Annotated in this window: 14 protein-coding genes and 1 pseudogene; 8 read left to right on the top strand and 7 right to left on the bottom strand. The window is 28.8% G+C overall.

Annotation, left to right across the window (positions count from 1 at the left end; all coding sequences use genetic code 11):
- Nucleotides 1-31 precede the first annotated feature (31 nt).
- The 4 genes from BUB65_RS02655 (at nt 32) to murJ (ending at nt 4,293) form a co-directional block, all read left to right on the top strand.
- Nucleotides 32-1,120: a glycosyltransferase gene (locus tag BUB65_RS02655; protein ID WP_084728012.1), complete on the top strand. Its 1,089-nt coding sequence runs from the start codon at nt 32-34 to the stop codon at nt 1,118-1,120.
- A 221-nt stretch (nt 1,121-1,341) separates the two neighbouring features.
- A complete protein-coding gene (locus BUB65_RS02650) occupies nt 1,342-2,232 on the top strand; it encodes a hypothetical protein (RefSeq protein WP_143606652.1) in 891 nt (296 codons plus the stop codon).
- Complete coding sequence (locus BUB65_RS02645; RefSeq protein WP_234946722.1) at nt 2,219-2,797, top strand: DapH/DapD/GlmU-related protein; 579 nt, start codon at nt 2,219-2,221, stop codon at nt 2,795-2,797. Before BUB65_RS02650 ends, BUB65_RS02645 begins: the two co-directional genes overlap by 14 nt.
- A 5-nt stretch (nt 2,798-2,802) precedes the next feature.
- A complete protein-coding gene (gene murJ / locus BUB65_RS02640; protein WP_073071911.1) occupies nt 2,803-4,293 on the top strand; it encodes a murein biosynthesis integral membrane protein MurJ in 1,491 nt (496 codons plus the stop codon).
- A 7-nt stretch (nt 4,294-4,300) separates the two neighbouring features.
- On the opposite strand, the gene BUB65_RS02635 is transcribed toward murJ, so the two are convergent.
- From BUB65_RS02635 to BUB65_RS02615, 5 genes are all read right to left on the bottom strand, one after another.
- Nucleotides 4,301-5,410, bottom strand: coding sequence for a glycosyltransferase (locus tag BUB65_RS02635; protein ID WP_073071909.1), 1,110 nt, complete (start codon nt 5,408-5,410; stop codon nt 4,301-4,303).
- Between the two features lie 2 nt (nt 5,411-5,412).
- Nucleotides 5,413-6,651 carry a glycosyltransferase family 4 protein gene (locus tag BUB65_RS02630; RefSeq protein ID WP_073071907.1) on the bottom strand — a complete coding sequence of 413 codons (1,239 nt, stop codon included), beginning with the start codon at nt 6,649-6,651 and terminating at the stop codon, nt 5,413-5,415.
- Entirely contained in the window at nt 6,648-6,935 is a 288-nt protein-coding gene (locus tag BUB65_RS02625; RefSeq protein WP_073071906.1) for a sulfatase-like hydrolase/transferase, read from the bottom strand. The genes BUB65_RS02630 and BUB65_RS02625 overlap by 4 nt, the downstream gene beginning before the upstream one ends.
- 142 nt (nt 6,936-7,077) lie before the next feature.
- Entirely contained in the window at nt 7,078-8,577 is a 1,500-nt protein-coding gene (locus BUB65_RS02620; RefSeq protein ID WP_073071905.1) for an oligosaccharide flippase family protein, read from the bottom strand.
- Nucleotides 8,578-9,329: 752 nt separating this feature from the next.
- Complete coding sequence (locus tag BUB65_RS02615; RefSeq protein ID WP_073071904.1) at nt 9,330-10,310, bottom strand: hypothetical protein; 981 nt, start codon at nt 10,308-10,310, stop codon at nt 9,330-9,332.
- Nucleotides 10,311-10,601: 291 nt separating this feature from the next.
- On the opposite strand from BUB65_RS02615, the gene BUB65_RS02610 reads away from it, so the two are divergent.
- Nucleotides 10,602-10,973 carry an ATP-binding protein gene (locus BUB65_RS02610; protein ID WP_234946720.1) on the top strand — a complete coding sequence of 124 codons (372 nt, stop codon included), beginning with the start codon at nt 10,602-10,604 and terminating at the stop codon, nt 10,971-10,973.
- 691 nt (nt 10,974-11,664) lie between these two features.
- Here BUB65_RS02610 and BUB65_RS02600 read toward each other — a convergent pair.
- Both BUB65_RS02600 and BUB65_RS02595 read right to left on the bottom strand, forming a co-directional pair.
- Nucleotides 11,665-12,282, bottom strand: a complete 618-nt coding sequence (locus tag BUB65_RS02600) for a nucleotidyl transferase AbiEii/AbiGii toxin family protein (protein ID WP_073071903.1) — start codon at nt 12,280-12,282, stop codon at nt 11,665-11,667.
- The gene (locus BUB65_RS02595; protein WP_073071902.1) at nt 12,215-12,475 is read right to left on the bottom strand and encodes a hypothetical protein; all 261 of its coding nucleotides are present in this window, start codon (nt 12,473-12,475) and stop codon (nt 12,215-12,217) included. Before BUB65_RS02595 ends, BUB65_RS02600 begins: the two co-directional genes overlap by 68 nt.
- 122 nt (nt 12,476-12,597) lie before the next feature.
- On the opposite strand from BUB65_RS02595, the pseudogene BUB65_RS08305 reads away from it, so the two are divergent.
- The 3 genes and pseudogenes from BUB65_RS08305 to BUB65_RS02580 all read left to right on the top strand — a co-directional run.
- Nucleotides 12,598-12,762 (top strand): annotated as a pseudogene (locus BUB65_RS08305) (IS21 family transposase); the annotation flags it as partial.
- 420 nt (nt 12,763-13,182) lie between these two features.
- Nucleotides 13,183-14,520, top strand: a complete 1,338-nt coding sequence (locus BUB65_RS02585; RefSeq protein WP_073071901.1) for an MATE family efflux transporter — start codon at nt 13,183-13,185, stop codon at nt 14,518-14,520.
- Nucleotides 14,521-15,153: 633 nt separating this feature from the next.
- Nucleotides 15,154-16,410, top strand: a complete 1,257-nt coding sequence (locus tag BUB65_RS02580; RefSeq protein ID WP_073071900.1) for a hypothetical protein — start codon at nt 15,154-15,156, stop codon at nt 16,408-16,410.
- Nucleotides 16,411-16,573: the final 163 nt, after the last annotated feature.

Genomic DNA, 16,573 nt, shown 5'->3' with positions numbered 1-16,573 from the left:
ATTCATTGAATCATCAATTTAATGGGAGGAGATGGACATTAAAATTTTAGTAATAGGTTATACGCATAAGTACAATGATAAAAGAGTATTTAGAACGGTCAATGCCTTTAAAAAAATAGGAAAGGTGTATTACCAATATGCTGGTATTGAAAAACATGATGAAAGTAATCTAACAACATTTCCTATGAAAATCCCACCTACAAGTAATAGATTGGGTTTTTATAAAGAAATTTACGGCTTTGATTCTAAAATTTTAAACCTTGTAAAAAACCTTGACTATGACATAGCATATTTTCATTATTTTCCGATTACCATGCCTCTTAAAATATTTAAAGAAGTCAAAAAAAGGAAAAAAACTTTGATATTTGACTTACACGAAATAATACCTGAACAATTTCTTTCAGAAAAATACGAAAAACTTAAAAGAACAATGTGGTGGATATTTAAAAAGCAATTGAAACTTTGTGATGGCATAGTTTCAATCTCAGAAGAAGCATTAAATTTTATGTTAAACAGAACGAAGGTAAAAATTCCAAACATGATTGTAGAAAATTATGCGCTTATTAAAATTCATCCTCTTTCATTGAATGAAAGAAAAAAAGAAATAGTAATTGTTGGAAGTACTGATAGAAACATAGAAACATCAAAGAAATTATACTTTAATTTGAAAAAACTTGGTTTTTTAATTAAAACTATAGGACTTGATGTAGAACTTGCTGATATAAAACTCCCTTTTTTACCCTATGAAAAAATGATGAAAGAAATTTCCAAATCTTTCTTCACTATGATAACTTATCAAAATAGAAAAGATCCAGACTATCCAAACGAGAAATATTCCCTTCCAAACAAATTTTTTGATTCACTTGCGGCAGGTACTCCTGTAATACTTTCTTCACGATTTTTGAGTATGAAAAAAATATTAGAACAGTTAAATGTCGGAGTTGTGTTGGATTTAAGAGATAATATTGAAACTAATATGGATAAAATTTTACACAATATAAACGATTATCCAAATTTGATTGAGTCAATAAAAAGAAATATTGATAAGTTTGTTTGGAATGAGACAAAAGAAAAAGAATTTCTTGATTTTGTGATTTCTCTTAGTCATAGGAGGGATTAAAACTGAGAAAAAATGAAATAATAAATATTTTAGAAAGTTTTGAAAACTGGAGAGAAAGTTATAATGGTAGAGATTATGGTTTAGGTGTTGATGAATATTATTCTGAAGAAAAACTTCATTATCCGGAAGCATATGCCAAACTGGGTAATGGGTATCTGTTTTTATATAAATCATTGCAAGACAGGAAATATTTAGATAAAGCAACAGAATGTGCACAATGGTTGTTAAAAAACTCTTATACGAAAGAATGGAAAAGTTGGGGACTTCCTTTCAAATATAAATGTGTTCCTGCTTTTTCGCCATATCTTCTAACTACTGTATTTGTTGGTGATTTTCTTCTTAATTATTTTCATATAACAAATGATGAAGAAATATTGAAAGTGGTACTTAGTATCGCAGATTATTTATTTGAAAATTATTATGTTGAAGAAGCCAAAAGTTATTTTGTTTATTCTCTGCATAGTTGTTTGTCATATAATATATATAACGCCACATCACTGGCTTTGGGTTTTTTATCGAATTTAAAAGAATATTTATCATTTAGAAATTTGGAAAAACTTGAAAAAGTATATAATACATTGTTATCAAGTCAAATTAAATATAACATATGGGGATACAGCGATGATAATAATTTAATTGATTTACTCCATAGTGTGTATACAATAGAAGGATTGTTGGAATATTCAAAAAACTTAAAAGATGATAATTTAGATGTTATTTATAAAGCTTACAAATTTACAAAAAAATTCTTTATTACAAAAAATGGTTTTTGTATAAGAACTTTACCGAGAATATCAAAGTTAGAATTAAAAGAATTACTGTCTTACATTAAAAGAATTATCAAATATAAAGTGAAATTATTTACTTCAAATGATGAAGCACGTTTGTGGGGTTATGCGGCTGCATTAAGATTAGGTGTAAAAATGGGTAACTTTGATTTAGCTTTTAATATTTTAAATTTTGTAAAGAATAATCTTTTTGTTGACGAAGGGTATTTTAAATATAAAAGTTCAGATTCAAGAATTTTTATAAGACATGAAGCACATATATTTGAAGCTATTTCTTTGTTGTTTTATAGGGCAAAAGGGGGAGAAATGAGTGAAGTTAATTAGGAGGGTTTTGAAAAAATCGTATATACTTTTTTCTAAAACAATTTTATCTTTATTTTTTTCAAAGGAATATCTAAGAGGAAGATGGTTTGATGACCATCTCCAAGGATGGGGTTGGGCTTGGAAAGCTTTGTTATTTCAAAAAATTTTGGGCTTTAACAGAAAAGTACCATGGCCAACAACTCATTTAAGTATAGTAACAGGTCATGAAAACATAAAATTCCATCCAGATGACTTAAATATCTTTCATAGACCTGGATGCTATTTTCAAGGAAGCTATGCTGAAATTTACATTGGAAAAGGAACCACCATAGCTCCTAATGTTGGGATTATAACTGCAAATCACGATCCAAATGATATCACGAAGCATCTTCCCGGCAAACCGATAAAAATTGGCGAAAATTGTTGGATAGGTATGAATGTAGTGATTTTACCAGGCGTAGAACTAGGTCCAAATACAGTAGTTGGAGCAGGAAGTGTTGTAACTAAAAGTTTTCCAGAAGGCTGGTGTATAATTGCCGGAAATCCAGCAAAAGTAATTAGAAAACTGGAAAAGGGTAGTGATTAATTTCTATGTTTAAAAGCGTTGCAGGTGGTGCTTTGATAATAAGTTTTTTTACATTAATCGCAAAATTATTAGGTTTTGCTAGAGAAATCATAATTGCTAATTATTTTGGAACTTCTTGGCGTTATGATGCCGTATTAATTGCCCTAACACCAGCAATAGCAATTACTACAATATTTTCAACAGGTATTTCAAATGCATTTATACCTGTTTATCATAAACTTAAAGCAGAAGGGAATAATAAAAATAAGGTATATGTCCAATCTTTCCTGTTTTTTATTTCGATTATAAACTTATTTTTTGGCTTAACTTTATTATTATTTCCCAAATTTTATATAAAAATTTTTGCTCCAGGATTTTCTGATGAGGTAATTAATTACGCTACTAAATCTCTTATTGTACTTTCAATTTTTCCTTTAATAAGCGGAGCATATAACATCTTACAGACTTTGTTAAGAGCTGAAAGAAAGTTTTTTGAATATTCGTTTTCTCAATTAATTTTTAATATAGTATTTATCCCTTTATTAATCTTATTTGCTCCATTAATTAACGAACAAGCTTATGTTGTTTCCTGGGTTATTGGAAATATCTTTATTCTTCTTATTTCAATCTTTTTTACGAAAGAATATTTGAAAAAATCCCACTTTGATTTTCACATCATTAAAAATACATTCAAATTAGCTATTCCAATAATCTTAGCAACAACCACTAGTGAAATAAATAAAATAATAGATAAAGCATTTGTTTCGTATCTTCCATCAGGAAGAATATCATCTTTACAATATGCAAATACACTACTATCATTTTTGAATATATTTATTGTTGCATTTTTGACTTCCAGTTATACGGAACTTTCAGAATATGTGACTTCCAATAATTTAGAAGCTGCAAAAAATAGGATGAGAAAAACTATAAAAAGTTCGCTTAATATTGCTATCCCTATAGTTGCATGGATAGTTATAATGTCTAACGGTTTTATAAGTTTTGTTTTTCAAAGAGGAAATTTTAATGAAGAATCGGTAAGATTGGTATCAATAGCTTTAATTGGATATTCTGGACTTTTATTAATTCTTCCAATAAATTCTATGATAAGATATTTTTTAATTTCATCTGGTAAAGTTTTTTTAATTACATTCATGTCAATTTTGTCCATATTTACAAATACTCTTTTTGATTGGTTGTTTATTAAACCTTGGGGGCATGGAGGTATAACTCTAAGTACAACATTCGTTGCTTTTATTACTGCTATAATTCAAATACTTTATTTAAAAAGAAAGGGAATCAGTTTTCTTCCCATCAAAAATATTACCTTTAATTTGGTGATTGTTATAGTTTCAGCGTTACTTGTGATTTATTTAAAAACTACTTTGAACCTCAACTTATGGTTCATTCTAGGTAATCTAATTTTTGTAATTATTTTCTTAATTCTTGCAAGAGATGAGATAAAATTTCTCATTAGTAAAATTGGGAAAGAAATTAAGAAGAAAATAAAGAAATAATATACACTTAGCCTTTGATTTTCTCAATTACAGGTTTTATCTTTGTATTCCAGCTTAGTTTTTCTATTGCATATTTTCTCATTTTTTCAACATAATTTTCATTTTTTATGGTTTCATAAAAATTTATAATTTTTTCAATATCTATAGGACTATCATCATTAGGAACTCTCAAAGAATATTTAAAATCCTCAAAATCTTTATCAAAATATCCGTAAATAAAAGGAATACCTTTTGCACAATATTCTCTAAGTTTTAGAGTAAAACCTTTTTCTAAACCTATTCTATGCATTCCTAAACTTCCGATTCCTATATCACAGTTATCTAAAATTTTATCTAACTCATCTCCACTCTTAAATCCATAGAATTTTACATATTTTTCTAAATTTAGTTTTTTTGTTAATACCTTTAAATTCTCTAATTCCGGCCCATTACCAACAATATGAAACACAACTTCTTTTCTTGGATTTTTTTTATAATATTCAGCAACTCCTGTAATTACTCTATCATACCCGTGCCATTTATTTACATATGCAACTCCTATTAGGTCTAAAGTATTGGATTCTTTAGCTTGTTTTGATACTTTTATAGATTCAACATCTATTCCATTTTCTATTTTTATTGTCCTAATGCCAAATATTGTTTCATGTTTTGAATAAGTAACTATATAATCTACATACTTATATAAAAATCTTCTGAAAAACTTATCAACAAATAACCTTATTCCGCTTAGTTCTTTGTCGTATGGAAATGTCGGAAGTTCTAATAATATTTTTAATCCTCTGTTTTTACATACTTTTACAAAGTTGATAAAAAACAGGTCAAAAAGAGGATATCTAATATATACAACTTTAATATCTTGTTTTTCAATGAATTTTATTACGTGCTTGTAATAAAGAAATCTCCTTTCAATAATTTCAAACTTGTTCTTAAAATGAGATTTTTTTAATAACTTTTCTTTGTTATCATAGAATGCATACAAGCCAAAGTTTTTAATAGCTATCTTGTAAGTCTTAACCCCATGATTTTTAAAAGCCTTGATTTGGCCTTCTATTTTTTTATTAGCTCCTGCAAATTCTTTTCTTTCAATATTTGTAAGAGTTAAATACAATAGATTCATTTTTAGGTTCCTCCATTTGAAATATTTTTTAAAAAAATGCTTTCAATATAAGTGTATTTACTTTTTAAATTGTTTTCTAAAAGATAGTTATTAATATACAAACTAAAGGAATTATCTGAAAATTGTTTTATCTTTTCTCTATCCAAATTAATGAAAGTATAAATACTTTCACTAATTGATTCAGGGTTTGCTTCACACAATATAGCATTATAACCATCTATGGCAATTTCACTTACGCTTCCAACATTTGTAGCTATTATTGGCAGAGAAGCAGCACATGCTTCCATTAATACTACCGGTAAACCTTCGCTTCTACTCGGCAATATAAAGCAATCTGCTTTAACGAGCTCTTTTGTTAAATTTTCTCTATCAATCCATCCATTTAAATTTACGTATTGATTTAAATTATATTTTTTAACGTAATTTTGTAAGAATTTAAATTTTTTTCCTTCCCCAAAGATACTAAATTCTACATTGTGGTTAATTTTTTGGGAATTTACTAACAGATTTATTGCTTTTAGCAATAAATCTATTCCTTTAACATGTTTGTACATTGCAACAGTTAAGAATTTGATTTTTTTGTTATTTTCTCTATGTGTATATTTTTCTTTTTCACGAACTTTTAGAAGTTTTTCATAAAAGTTTTTACTTACTCCAAGCCTAAATACTTTTATTTTTTCTTCTGGAATATTATATTTTTTTGATACATATTTTTTGTTTTTGTCACCGACTGTAATGAGCAATTCTGAATTATCTAAAATTTCTTTTAATTTTTCAGGTGGATTTATATATATATCTGATCCGTGACCCTGACATATGTATTTAATGCCTATTAATTTGTTTAGGTAATATGCAATAAGAGAAGATCTAGTAAGCCAATAGCTAAAAATCATATCATCTTTTTTTAATTCTACATTTCTTATTGTACTTAAAGCTAATATATAAGAATAAAGGTTCTTTCCAAACTCAATAATATTTTTACTTTTTATATATCTAAACATTTTAAAATGAATAGACATATTTTTTATCTCCTTTGGAAAAATCAATTCTTTAATTCCATCAGTTATTTTTAGTTTTATTACCCTGTTATTTTCAAATTCTTTATTTCTAAACCTTGAAAAACTTAAAATTTTAATATTTTTATAATTTTTTAAGACGTATTCAAATTCATGGGTGTTAAAAGTCTCTTTTTTCTCAGGGAATGAATTAGTTATGATGTATATGAAATTATTTTTCTTCATTTGTATTCCTCCATTAAAGCATTAAACTGCGTATCTTTTAAATATTCTGCAAAAGCAAGAGGTACATCTTTAACTCCCGGTGTTTTTACTTGATGAGAATATGTAGAAGTCAAAATTCCAGGAAAAGAAAAAGGTGTGCTTGTCCCTGAACTAAATGCATGATTGTAAATTAAACCTTCTTGTGAAATTTGATCTAAGTTAGGTGTAATACTATTAGCATATTTTCTTGCATAACCAGTATAATCGTATCTTAAAGTATCTATTATCAAAAAAAGTATCTTCATGCTTATCTCCCCCAATTCTTTACATAGCAATTAGATTATAACACGTTAACAAAAAACAAAAACCACAGAATATTCTGTGGTTTTTGTATACTCTTCACTAATATATCATTATTTAGAATCTTTACTCCTTTTAGCTTCTTACCTACTTTTTAAAAAACTTTTTCATTACTGTCTTAAGTATTTCTTTGTCTTCAGGATATAAACCAAGTAATGCTAAAATTCCTAACATTAAAACAAAACTTATAGCTAACATAATGAATGTCCCTACTAAATTTGTTATATAGTTCTTCAAAAATATCATAGTTATCGCTGTCCCTATACCAGCAATAACCGGTTTCAAATACTTCCAATTATATGGTATCATTTTTAACAAAATGTATACCTCTACCGATTTAACTATATTTACCGTAGAAATTGCTGCCATTCCCCCTATAGCTGAACCAATTATTCCAAATTTTGGTACAAGCCAGATGTTTAATCCCAAATTTAAACTTGCAATGAAAACTCCGTTTATCATTTCAAAACGTTGATATTTCGTCATGGAAAGCATAAGTCCATTAGATCCAACAGCTGCGTTTACAAATTGCCCAATCGCTAGAAATACTAGTACCCACCTCGCTCCACTAAATTCTTTACCAAAAATCTCGAGAATGTTTTCTGAATATATCAATACCCATATTGTTATTGGAAGGGTAAAGGTTATAATCCACCTTGTTATATCTGAATACAATTTTGAAAGAGTTTCTTTATCCCCTGTATGATATAATTCCGAAATCATAGAAGAAAATATTGAATTAAATGCCATTAAGAAAAAAACGGAAAGTTGTGCAACAGTATCTGAAACTGTGTACAATCCTACACTTTTGGAATCTAAATAGATTCCTAAGATTAATCTATTTACCTGCCCCATAAGAAAATAGGTAAAACTTACGAATAACATGTTAGAAGAGTATTTTAAAAGTTTTTTCCTTTCATAAACAGGTTTTATTTCAGGTTTAAAGATAAAAGGAGCGTATTTTTTTATCTTTATAAACAAAAAAAGTAATATTAATATACTCGAAATTACAGTTGATACTATTACACCTATTAACTTGTAACCTAGTAAATAAAGTGCAATAAAAAGTGTTATCCTTATTATTCTTTCTATAAATTCTTTATATAATATAAAAACAGAGGGCTTTTTAAGCCCTTGAAAAGTCCCTGAAAGAAGATTGAAAAATGAATAAAGCAGTAAAATTATTGAAAACCACGGTAAAATATCTATAAGTCTTTCTTCGTTAAAGATTCGAATGGAAATGAATCTTCTAAAAATTATCAATATAACAGAAAGAATAATAGAGATTATACCCGTAACTTGAAACGCTGAAAAAATTACTCCTTTTGCGTTCCCTATTTCACCCTTCCCCAAATATTCTCCCAAAAACCTTATTTGTCCAGAACTCATCCCAAATACCGCAAATAAAACTCCAACATTTGCAACTGTTAGTCCTAAGGAATACAGCCCATATTTATCCGCCCCTAAAAGTCGTGCAAATAAGGTTTGCATGGCAAAACCTAAAATAAATGCTATTACTCGAATACTAAATACCAATCCTGCTTCTCTTGTCGCTGTCTTTACATATCTATTGTACTTTTCTGTCAATACTTGCACCCCCGTAATTATAGAAAATATTTAAGTGCAAATTTTCTTATTTTATCCAAAGACTACTATTTTTTGAAACACATTGAATAGTTAACTTCATAGTCTCATTCGCATTAAAAATATTTCCTACATTTGCAATTAATTGAAGGAAAATATGGTTTTAATACAATCAAAGATTAACTCTTCTTTTCAGACGGCATAAAAAATATAATACTTAAAATATAATACTTTATGTGAATACTAAAAATACTAATCAAAATTAGTGATAAAAACTATTTTTAACTTCTATTTCACCTCAAGTATTTTTAACCTGGCTATTCCCAATTTTCTTTGCATCTTTATTTAATAAATTCTTACCATTTGAAGATGAAAAATTGAACAAAGTAATAAATCAGTCGCTCAAATGTTTTTTTATAGCTCCTTTAAAACAAGCTAAAAAGAATAAATACTTCTTTAACGGTCGTCGAAAAATCGAGAAAATTAGTGTTTTAGGATACAGTTTTCAAACTATTCTGAAAAAGAAATTTTTGTAATGACCAGACACAAACTAGAACATAATACGAAAAAACATATTCAGGAGCTTCATGCTATTCTATAATCTTTTACACCTTTATGATTTTAGCTTAAAAAGAAGAATAAAAAAGAATTTATCAAACCTAAATCCTCTCTCCATATATAAAGTATTACATTACAACCGTCCTTCACTCCAAGAAAAATCAAAATATTCTTGTTAGTAATTTAAACAAATTATTTTATCTTAAAGTCTCCATAGCCACCTTAAGCATTTTATTATATGTTCTTATCCCAGATTCGTATAATTTGTGATAAAAACTTAAATATTTGTCAGACTCGAAGTTTGAAAGATTATAACTAAGTTGTTTACCTAATATCTTGGTGTTATAAAACTGCGCAAGACATTCGTATGCTTTATACAAACGCTGAAATTTCTGTGCTTTATCATTCATATCAGTATCTGTTTCAAAAAAGATTTCTTCCATGAATTGTTTTATCCCATTGAACATAATGTGAGTTCCGACTTCGTGACTTATAAAATCAATAGTCCACTTTAAGTTGTTACCTGAATAAAAAACATTTCTATCATATCCAAGAGAATTAGCATTAGGACCATTCTTTATTGCAAAGACGAGAATTATTTGATATTCAGGTACTTTAAAATCAATTCCTACTAGTTCCTCCCAGCGTTTTATAAGATTTAATTTTTTAAGTCTTTTGTTTAGTTCTTCTGCAACTTCTATCAGTTTTTCTCTTTCTTTTGGCCATACTTCTGTTTCAAATGTTTGAAAATTTTCTATATAAATCTCTCCAAGTTTTTCAATAAGAGATACTTTATCTTTTATTTTATTAAACCACCCTGAATTAATTTCAGGAGTCCAAAGTGTTCTTTTTTCGATAAAATCACGGTATTTTTTAATAAAAGGTACCTCATCTCTAATCAAAGCATTCAATAGTAAATCAAAATACTCTTTAATTTTCTCTTGAGAATCAAGATTGAGATATGCCGGAAAGAAAATTATAGGATCAACAAGCTCAGAGGCGTGCCCATTCTGAAAACTAAGAAGTGCTTTATGACCAATTAAAAATTCTAAATGTGCACTTTTTAAAGTTTTTGAGTATTTTTCAGTATAATCACTGTAAAAATTTATACCAGATGCCGCAAGAATGTGGAAAATGTAATTCGTCCCCTTATCAAATAAAACAACTATCTGCTTCACAAACTCACTCCTTTTTTACATGTTCTAACAGTTTAATTTTAACATACATGGTAAACCTAAAAATCACTAATATTTATTAATCTATTTAAATAAAAGATATGTTAAGTATCGTTTCATTATGAAACGAATATTAACTAAAATCGTTTTAATATACAACGATTTTTAATGTTGTTCCTATTATTCGTTTTGTATTAAAACCAAAATATGATTTAATAGTTTTAAAGTAAAACGAATGGGGAATATTAATGGACATAATTGAAATAATAGAAAATGAAGGAGGAATATTGGTATATGGGTCCAAGAGGTGTTGGAAAAACAACGTACTTACTAATTAATGCAAAAAATTATAATTTTTTCTATGTCTCAGGTTATGATCCCCTACTTTCTCAAATTTCACTTTACAATCTTGGAGAAAGAATTTTTTTAGAAGGGTTTAGTGAATTAATAATTGATGAAGTACACTTTTTAAACAATTGGAGTACAAAAATAAAATCTTTGTACGATTCTTTCCCGGATAAGAAGATCTGGATAAGTGATAGTAGTAGCATTATTTTAAGAAAAGGAATTGCGGACCTTTCAAGAAGATTTATAAAAGTTAGAATACCTTTATTATCATTCAGAGAGTACATTTACCTTGCAACTGTGACAAAAATACGAGAATGATAATTATACTTTCTTTTTTTGAAAAATTAAATAAGATTCTAAATACATCTTCCCAATTTTACTCCCTAAATTTAGAAAAAACCCAACGTTTTTGGAAAAATTATTTAATTGTTCAGTTTTTGATATTTTCCTGGCAGCATAAAACAAAGTTTTTTTATTCTTCGAAGCTTCTTTTAGCAAAACACTTTTTCAAACATACCTTCTACTATATAATATGAAAACTTCCTTTTTGTGAGAATTAAGTATTTTATTAAGAAGTTCTTTTTCATCGAATCTATTTTACAGATTCTTCTGCACATAAAAAATACAAGGTTCTTCTTTGCAAGATTCTAAAAGTGAATTGCTTTTTCCAACTCGTCTCCGGATGTTTACAACAACAAATTGAAATTTATCGTTCTTGTATAATTCATTTAGGTTTTCCAGTTCTTTTTCCCTACCAAAGAACATATTACCATCCCGTTTATATACTTACAAGTTACTAACTTATAAGTAAGTAACTCGTAAGTTAGTAATATTGTTCCAAAAAATAACATCAAAAATGAAATAAAAAATTAAAGCTCCCACTAAAAAAACAGGAACTTTAAAAATAAGAATATTTACTAAACCTTATTTTCACACTAAACCAAAGGATTTAAAAGTTCATTGGAGAAATATTACCAGAATATACGATAATAATTCATCAGTATTTTAATTAAAATTTATACGTTTTCACATAATTTCTAAAAAAATCTTTTATTATGTTCCAGCTATTTTCAACTTCCTGAAAATCTTTATTCTTTTCAGCATCATCAAAATATGTCAGTGATTTTAAAAAAACAGCTAGATTGTATCCTGAATATTTCTTTTGTATCATTTCAAACAAATCGTTAATGCTCCATTTATGAATCCTTATTAATATCCAGAGATCAAAGAAATCCTTTTTCAAACCTCTTTTACTTATAGCATCCACTTTCATACAAGCTATATCTTCATCGCTTGCTACTGGTACATTTTTTATTCTTTCAATTTCTTTTATAAGCGGATATGGATATTCAAACAAAGAAATTTTTACACCGTTAAGGTCAAAGATTAAGGTTTGAGTATCTCTATACACAATCTCTAAATTTTGGAAGCTTGTAAGCATTTTTTTTTCATATAGTTCAAGCTTGAATTTTTTGTTGGGTAAAAGAAAAAAATCGAAATCCAAGGACAGTCTATGATTATATTTTAAAAGGAGAGATGTTCCTCCAGCAAGATAAAACTCATGGAAAATATCTAATTCCAGTATCTTTTCTAAAACTTCCTTTTGCTTTGAGGTTAATCTGCTCATTAGAAACCTCCAAAATCAGTTGCCAATAGCTTTTATCTCTACCATGAAATCTGTGGAAATTTTCCAGGAAAATTTTCTTTAACTTACTCTTTCCATATTCTTTTAAAAGTTCCTTTATATCTTCAATATTTCCAAATATCATTTTCCTTATTATAGTTTCATTTCCTCTACAGCTATCCCATACAAAATTCATCTCAACCATCTCCTATTGGTATTATATCACAAATCTTATTATTTTTTTTAACCTTACTGATCCCTCACAAGTTTCTTCATGCTTTGCGTTCAGGATGATAAAGAGATAAAAATGTCAATTAAAAGTATCACAAAAGGAAGGGGTTGAGACCAGAGAAAGCTTCTAAAGGACACCCAAGATTTGAAACTTTACCTGGTATTCAAGCTCAAGTAGATTGGAAAGAAAATATGAGATTACATTCCAAGAGTGGTGAAGAATTTGTAGTAAATGTATTTAACTACAAATTAAAGTAGTTCTCCCAATTCTTCTTAGACCATAGATAACAACAAAAATATTATCATCTTTTTTTGATTTAATTTCATTCAAAAAATTTAATTCCTTTCTTCGATTATAAAACTTCATATTACCACCTCGATAATTATATGGCAACCACCATAATGTTATACATAATAATGATTAACAAACATATTAATGTTTGTAAACCTTATAGCACTATGGTGAACTTTTTTCCTTCACACAATTGATATATTCTCTAATGCAATTTAAAATATCTTCAAAGAATAAGTTTGATTTTAGAATTATCAAACTTAAATAATATTCCTCAGGTTCATAAACGAAACTATTAGTTTTTGCCAATTGTCCTCTGGAATTTTTCATGATAAAATTAGTTTCGAATACGAACTGTTTGCGCTTGGAGGCAAAACACAATGGGAGTATATCGAAAAATATTCAAAATAGCATTGCCAATAGCTCTTCAGCAATTTCTTTTTACAAGTGTAAACTTTGTTGATACGGTAATGATAGGTAGATTAGGAGAAATTCCAATAGCTGCTGTAGGGCTTTCAAATCAGTTTTTCTTTTTGTATAATCTCGTATTATTTGGACTTGTATCCGGAGGAGCTATCTTTTTTGCACAATTTTGGGGAAAGAGAGACGAAGATGGCTTGGCACGTTCTTCTGCCCTCACAGTTATCTCAGCTCTTGCCTTTTCGTTTATATTTTTTGTATTAAGTTTTTTTACCCCACAATTTGTAATGAGATTTTATTCTCCAGATCCTGAAGTAATAGCAGTTGGTATTACGTATTTAAAAATAGTTTCCTTTTCTTATCCCATATTTGCAGTAAGCATGGTATTTTCATTAGTTCTTAGAAGCATTGAAAAGGCAATTATTCCAATGTATACAACAATAGTTGAACTAATGTCCAACGTGTTTTTCAACTATGTACTAATATTTGGAAAACTTGGTTTTCCAAAATTAGGAGTCGAAGGAGCCGCTTGGGGAACACTTATTGCAAGAGTTATAGGTCTTACATCTCTTTTAATTATTATTGAGGTAAAAAGATTACCAGGTCGCTTTAATTTATACCACGTACGGCGAATAAACAAACTGTTTGTAAAACGCTATTTTCACTATACACTCCCTACTATTGGAAATGAATTTGCATGGTCTTTTGGAATGACAATGTATTCCGTGGTATATGCACATATGAGCACCCAAGTAATAGCTGCCAGAAACATAATGGGGACAATCGAAGGATTTGCCTATTCATTTACCTTTTCTGTTGCATCTGCTGCATCGGTTATAGTTGGAAACATCCTTGGAGCTTCAGAATATGAAAAAGCCTATGAAGTCTCTAAAAAAATTCTGAAGCTTGCAGAATTAGTAGCTGTAATTTCTGGAATAATTACTATCCTTGTTACTTTCTATGCTGTAAACCTATTTGACGTATCAGATGAGATTAAAAACTTGGTAAGAATTACCATGATTATTTCCATGGGATTCATACCAATAAAAGTTTTTAACGGTGTGAATATAGTAGGTTTTCTAAGAGCAGGAGGAGATACCAGATTTTCATTTGCTATTGAAGCTACAACGCTATGGCTTTTAGGTGTTCCACTTGCGGTTCTTTCAGGCCTTATTCTAAATATGAGTTTCCCGGTGGTATATTTATTTACAATGTCTGATGAAATAACTAAAGCAATAATATTACTTTGGAGATACAAAAGTAAAAAGTGGATTAAAAACGTAGTAGAAGGAATATAGGAAATATGAAAATAATAGGTATGTCATCTTGAGCGTAGTCGAGGGATCTTACTTTTTCTTCCTATCATTCTGAACGAAGTGAAGAATCTTATTCTTTTCTCTCAAAAACAATCCAAGATTCTTCGCGCGTATCACTCGGAATGACAAAAAGGCTACAACCTTTCTAACACTCGCTAATCTTTCTAACCTGTCGAACGCTGTCAAGCCCTGACGAACTTGTCCACGGTGTCGAAAATAACATTGCCATCCCAAAACCCTACCTTTTCCTCATCCGAAAAAAGCAGGCATACAAAGGACATGTCATCCCGTACACTTTTTTCTTTTGTCATTCCGAGCGTAAGCGAAAGATCTTAGATTCTTCGGTGCTTCGCACCTCAGAATGACAGGAAGAGGAATACTATCCTGAGAAGTGTAACGACGGAGGTTCTTAGGTTCTTCACACTTCGTGCCCAGAATGACAAAAGGGATCCAATACTCGCCGATCTTGCCAACTCTTTTTCCCTTATTTTTTGAACATATTCACTAACTATTATCGTCTGGAACGTTCCAATAAATCTAAATATGATTTCTCATGCTTGATATAATTTAGGTATTAAATAATGTTGTGCATTTAAATACAAAGGAGACCATTGGATGAATCTAAACAGTAAAGAAGAAATTATTCAAACCTTAAAAACTATATACAAAAAAATAAATAGCGGGAAGCTTTCAGATTATTGGGATAACTTTAAACCACTTCCCATAGCTTTTTATGACGATTCATATGTATACATCATAGGTTTCGACAATCCTCCTGAAAACTTTATAGAAGAACAAGGAATTTTCATAGGAAAATGGAATGAACGTTTCGTTGGAAATGCTGCTATCAATTACAATGGAAAGTATATGGGAATATGGAATATCTCAACAGTAGATAAGCTCGAAACGTTTCCTTTTTTTTATTCGAAAATAGTGCACGAAATCTTCCATGGTTTTCAATTTCTAAATAAAGATAAAAGATTTGCAAATGAATTTCTTGCCTTTCAATATCCATTCACCTTGGAAAATATTGCCTTGAGAATCTTAGAAAGAAAATACCTTTTAAAAAGTGTGTTTGAAACAAATAAACAATTAAAAACAGAATATGTGAAAAAATTCATATCTTTTAGAGAAAAAAGACGACACTTAATAAATAGCTTCCTGGATTACGAGCTTGGATTAGAAAGTATGGAAGGAACTGCAACGTATGTAGAATATAGAGCGTTATTAGATGAAAGCAAGTTTCCACAGAGCTTCCTAATTTCATTGTTTGGTGAAAATTTAATAAAAATTAGAGATTTAAAAAACTTTAGAGCCAGTTGTTACTCAACAGGAATGTACATATCACTCCTCCTTGACCAAATAACTTCCAATTGGAAAATAAACTATACAACTTCAAAAAAATATCTTTATGACTTTTTCCTTGACATTGTAAAATATCAACCATCTGACTTAAAAGATTTACTTGCAGACGAACAAACTAAAAAATTAGCGCAAATACTAATACAAAAACGTCAAAATGACATAAATAAAGCATTTGAAACGTTTAAAAAAACCAATGGCTACAAAATAGTGTTAGAAGGAGAATTTAATCTATCGGGATTTGATCCTATGAATATTCTCAAAAAAGATAATTTGCTGCTACACAAAACATTCTTGAAAATTAAATTTAAAGAGAAAGAGTTGTTTATAAAAGGTCCCGTTGTATCTGAAATGGATAACAAGTTATGGAAATACAAAAAAATTATTTTCTTTTCAAGTCAAAAACCAAAAATTAGAGAAAAAAATATGATTGAAATTGACGATATAATTAAAATACAAGGCACATTGTATGAAAACAAAGAAGGATTTTTCATAAAAAATAGCGTATAGATAATGGCAAGGTTTTGAGTAACCTACGTAAAAAGAATGTCATCCTGAGCGTAAGCTAAGGATCTTAGATTCTTCAGTGCTTCGCACCCCAGAATGACAGGAAGAGGAATACCATCCTGAGGAGTGTAACGGTGGAGGATCTTAGGTTCCTCACACTTCGTGC

Origin of the sequence: Thermosipho atlanticus DSM 15807 (genome assembly GCF_900129985.1) — a bacterium.
In the GTDB taxonomy this organism is placed as follows: Bacteria; Thermotogota; Thermotogae; order Thermotogales; family Fervidobacteriaceae; genus Thermosipho_A; species Thermosipho_A atlanticus.
This window is presented reverse-complemented; position numbering and strand designations above follow the sequence as displayed.

Coding starts and splice junctions, on each gene's coding strand:
- BUB65_RS02655 (WP_084728012.1), top strand. CDS start 32: ATGGACATTAAAATTTTAGTAATAGGTTATACGCATAAGTACAATGAT.
- murJ (WP_073071911.1), top strand. CDS start 2,803: ATGTTTAAAAGCGTTGCAGGTGGTGCTTTGATAATAAGTTTTTTTACA.
- BUB65_RS02635 (WP_073071909.1), bottom strand. CDS start 5,410: ATGAATCTATTGTATTTAACTCTTACAAATATTGAAAGAAAAGAATTT.
- BUB65_RS02630 (WP_073071907.1), bottom strand. CDS start 6,651: ATGAAGAAAAATAATTTCATATACATCATAACTAATTCATTCCCTGAG.
- BUB65_RS02625 (WP_073071906.1), bottom strand. CDS start 6,935: ATGAAGATACTTTTTTTGATAATAGATACTTTAAGATACGATTATACT.
- BUB65_RS02610 (WP_234946720.1), top strand. CDS start 10,602: ATGGGTCCAAGAGGTGTTGGAAAAACAACGTACTTACTAATTAATGCA.
- BUB65_RS02600 (WP_073071903.1), bottom strand. CDS start 12,282: ATGAGCAGATTAACCTCAAAGCAAAAGGAAGTTTTAGAAAAGATACTG.
- BUB65_RS02595 (WP_073071902.1), bottom strand. CDS start 12,475: ATGAATTTTGTATGGGATAGCTGTAGAGGAAATGAAACTATAATAAGG.
- BUB65_RS02585 (WP_073071901.1), top strand. CDS start 13,183: ATGGGAGTATATCGAAAAATATTCAAAATAGCATTGCCAATAGCTCTT.
- BUB65_RS02580 (WP_073071900.1), top strand. CDS start 15,154: ATGAATCTAAACAGTAAAGAAGAAATTATTCAAACCTTAAAAACTATA.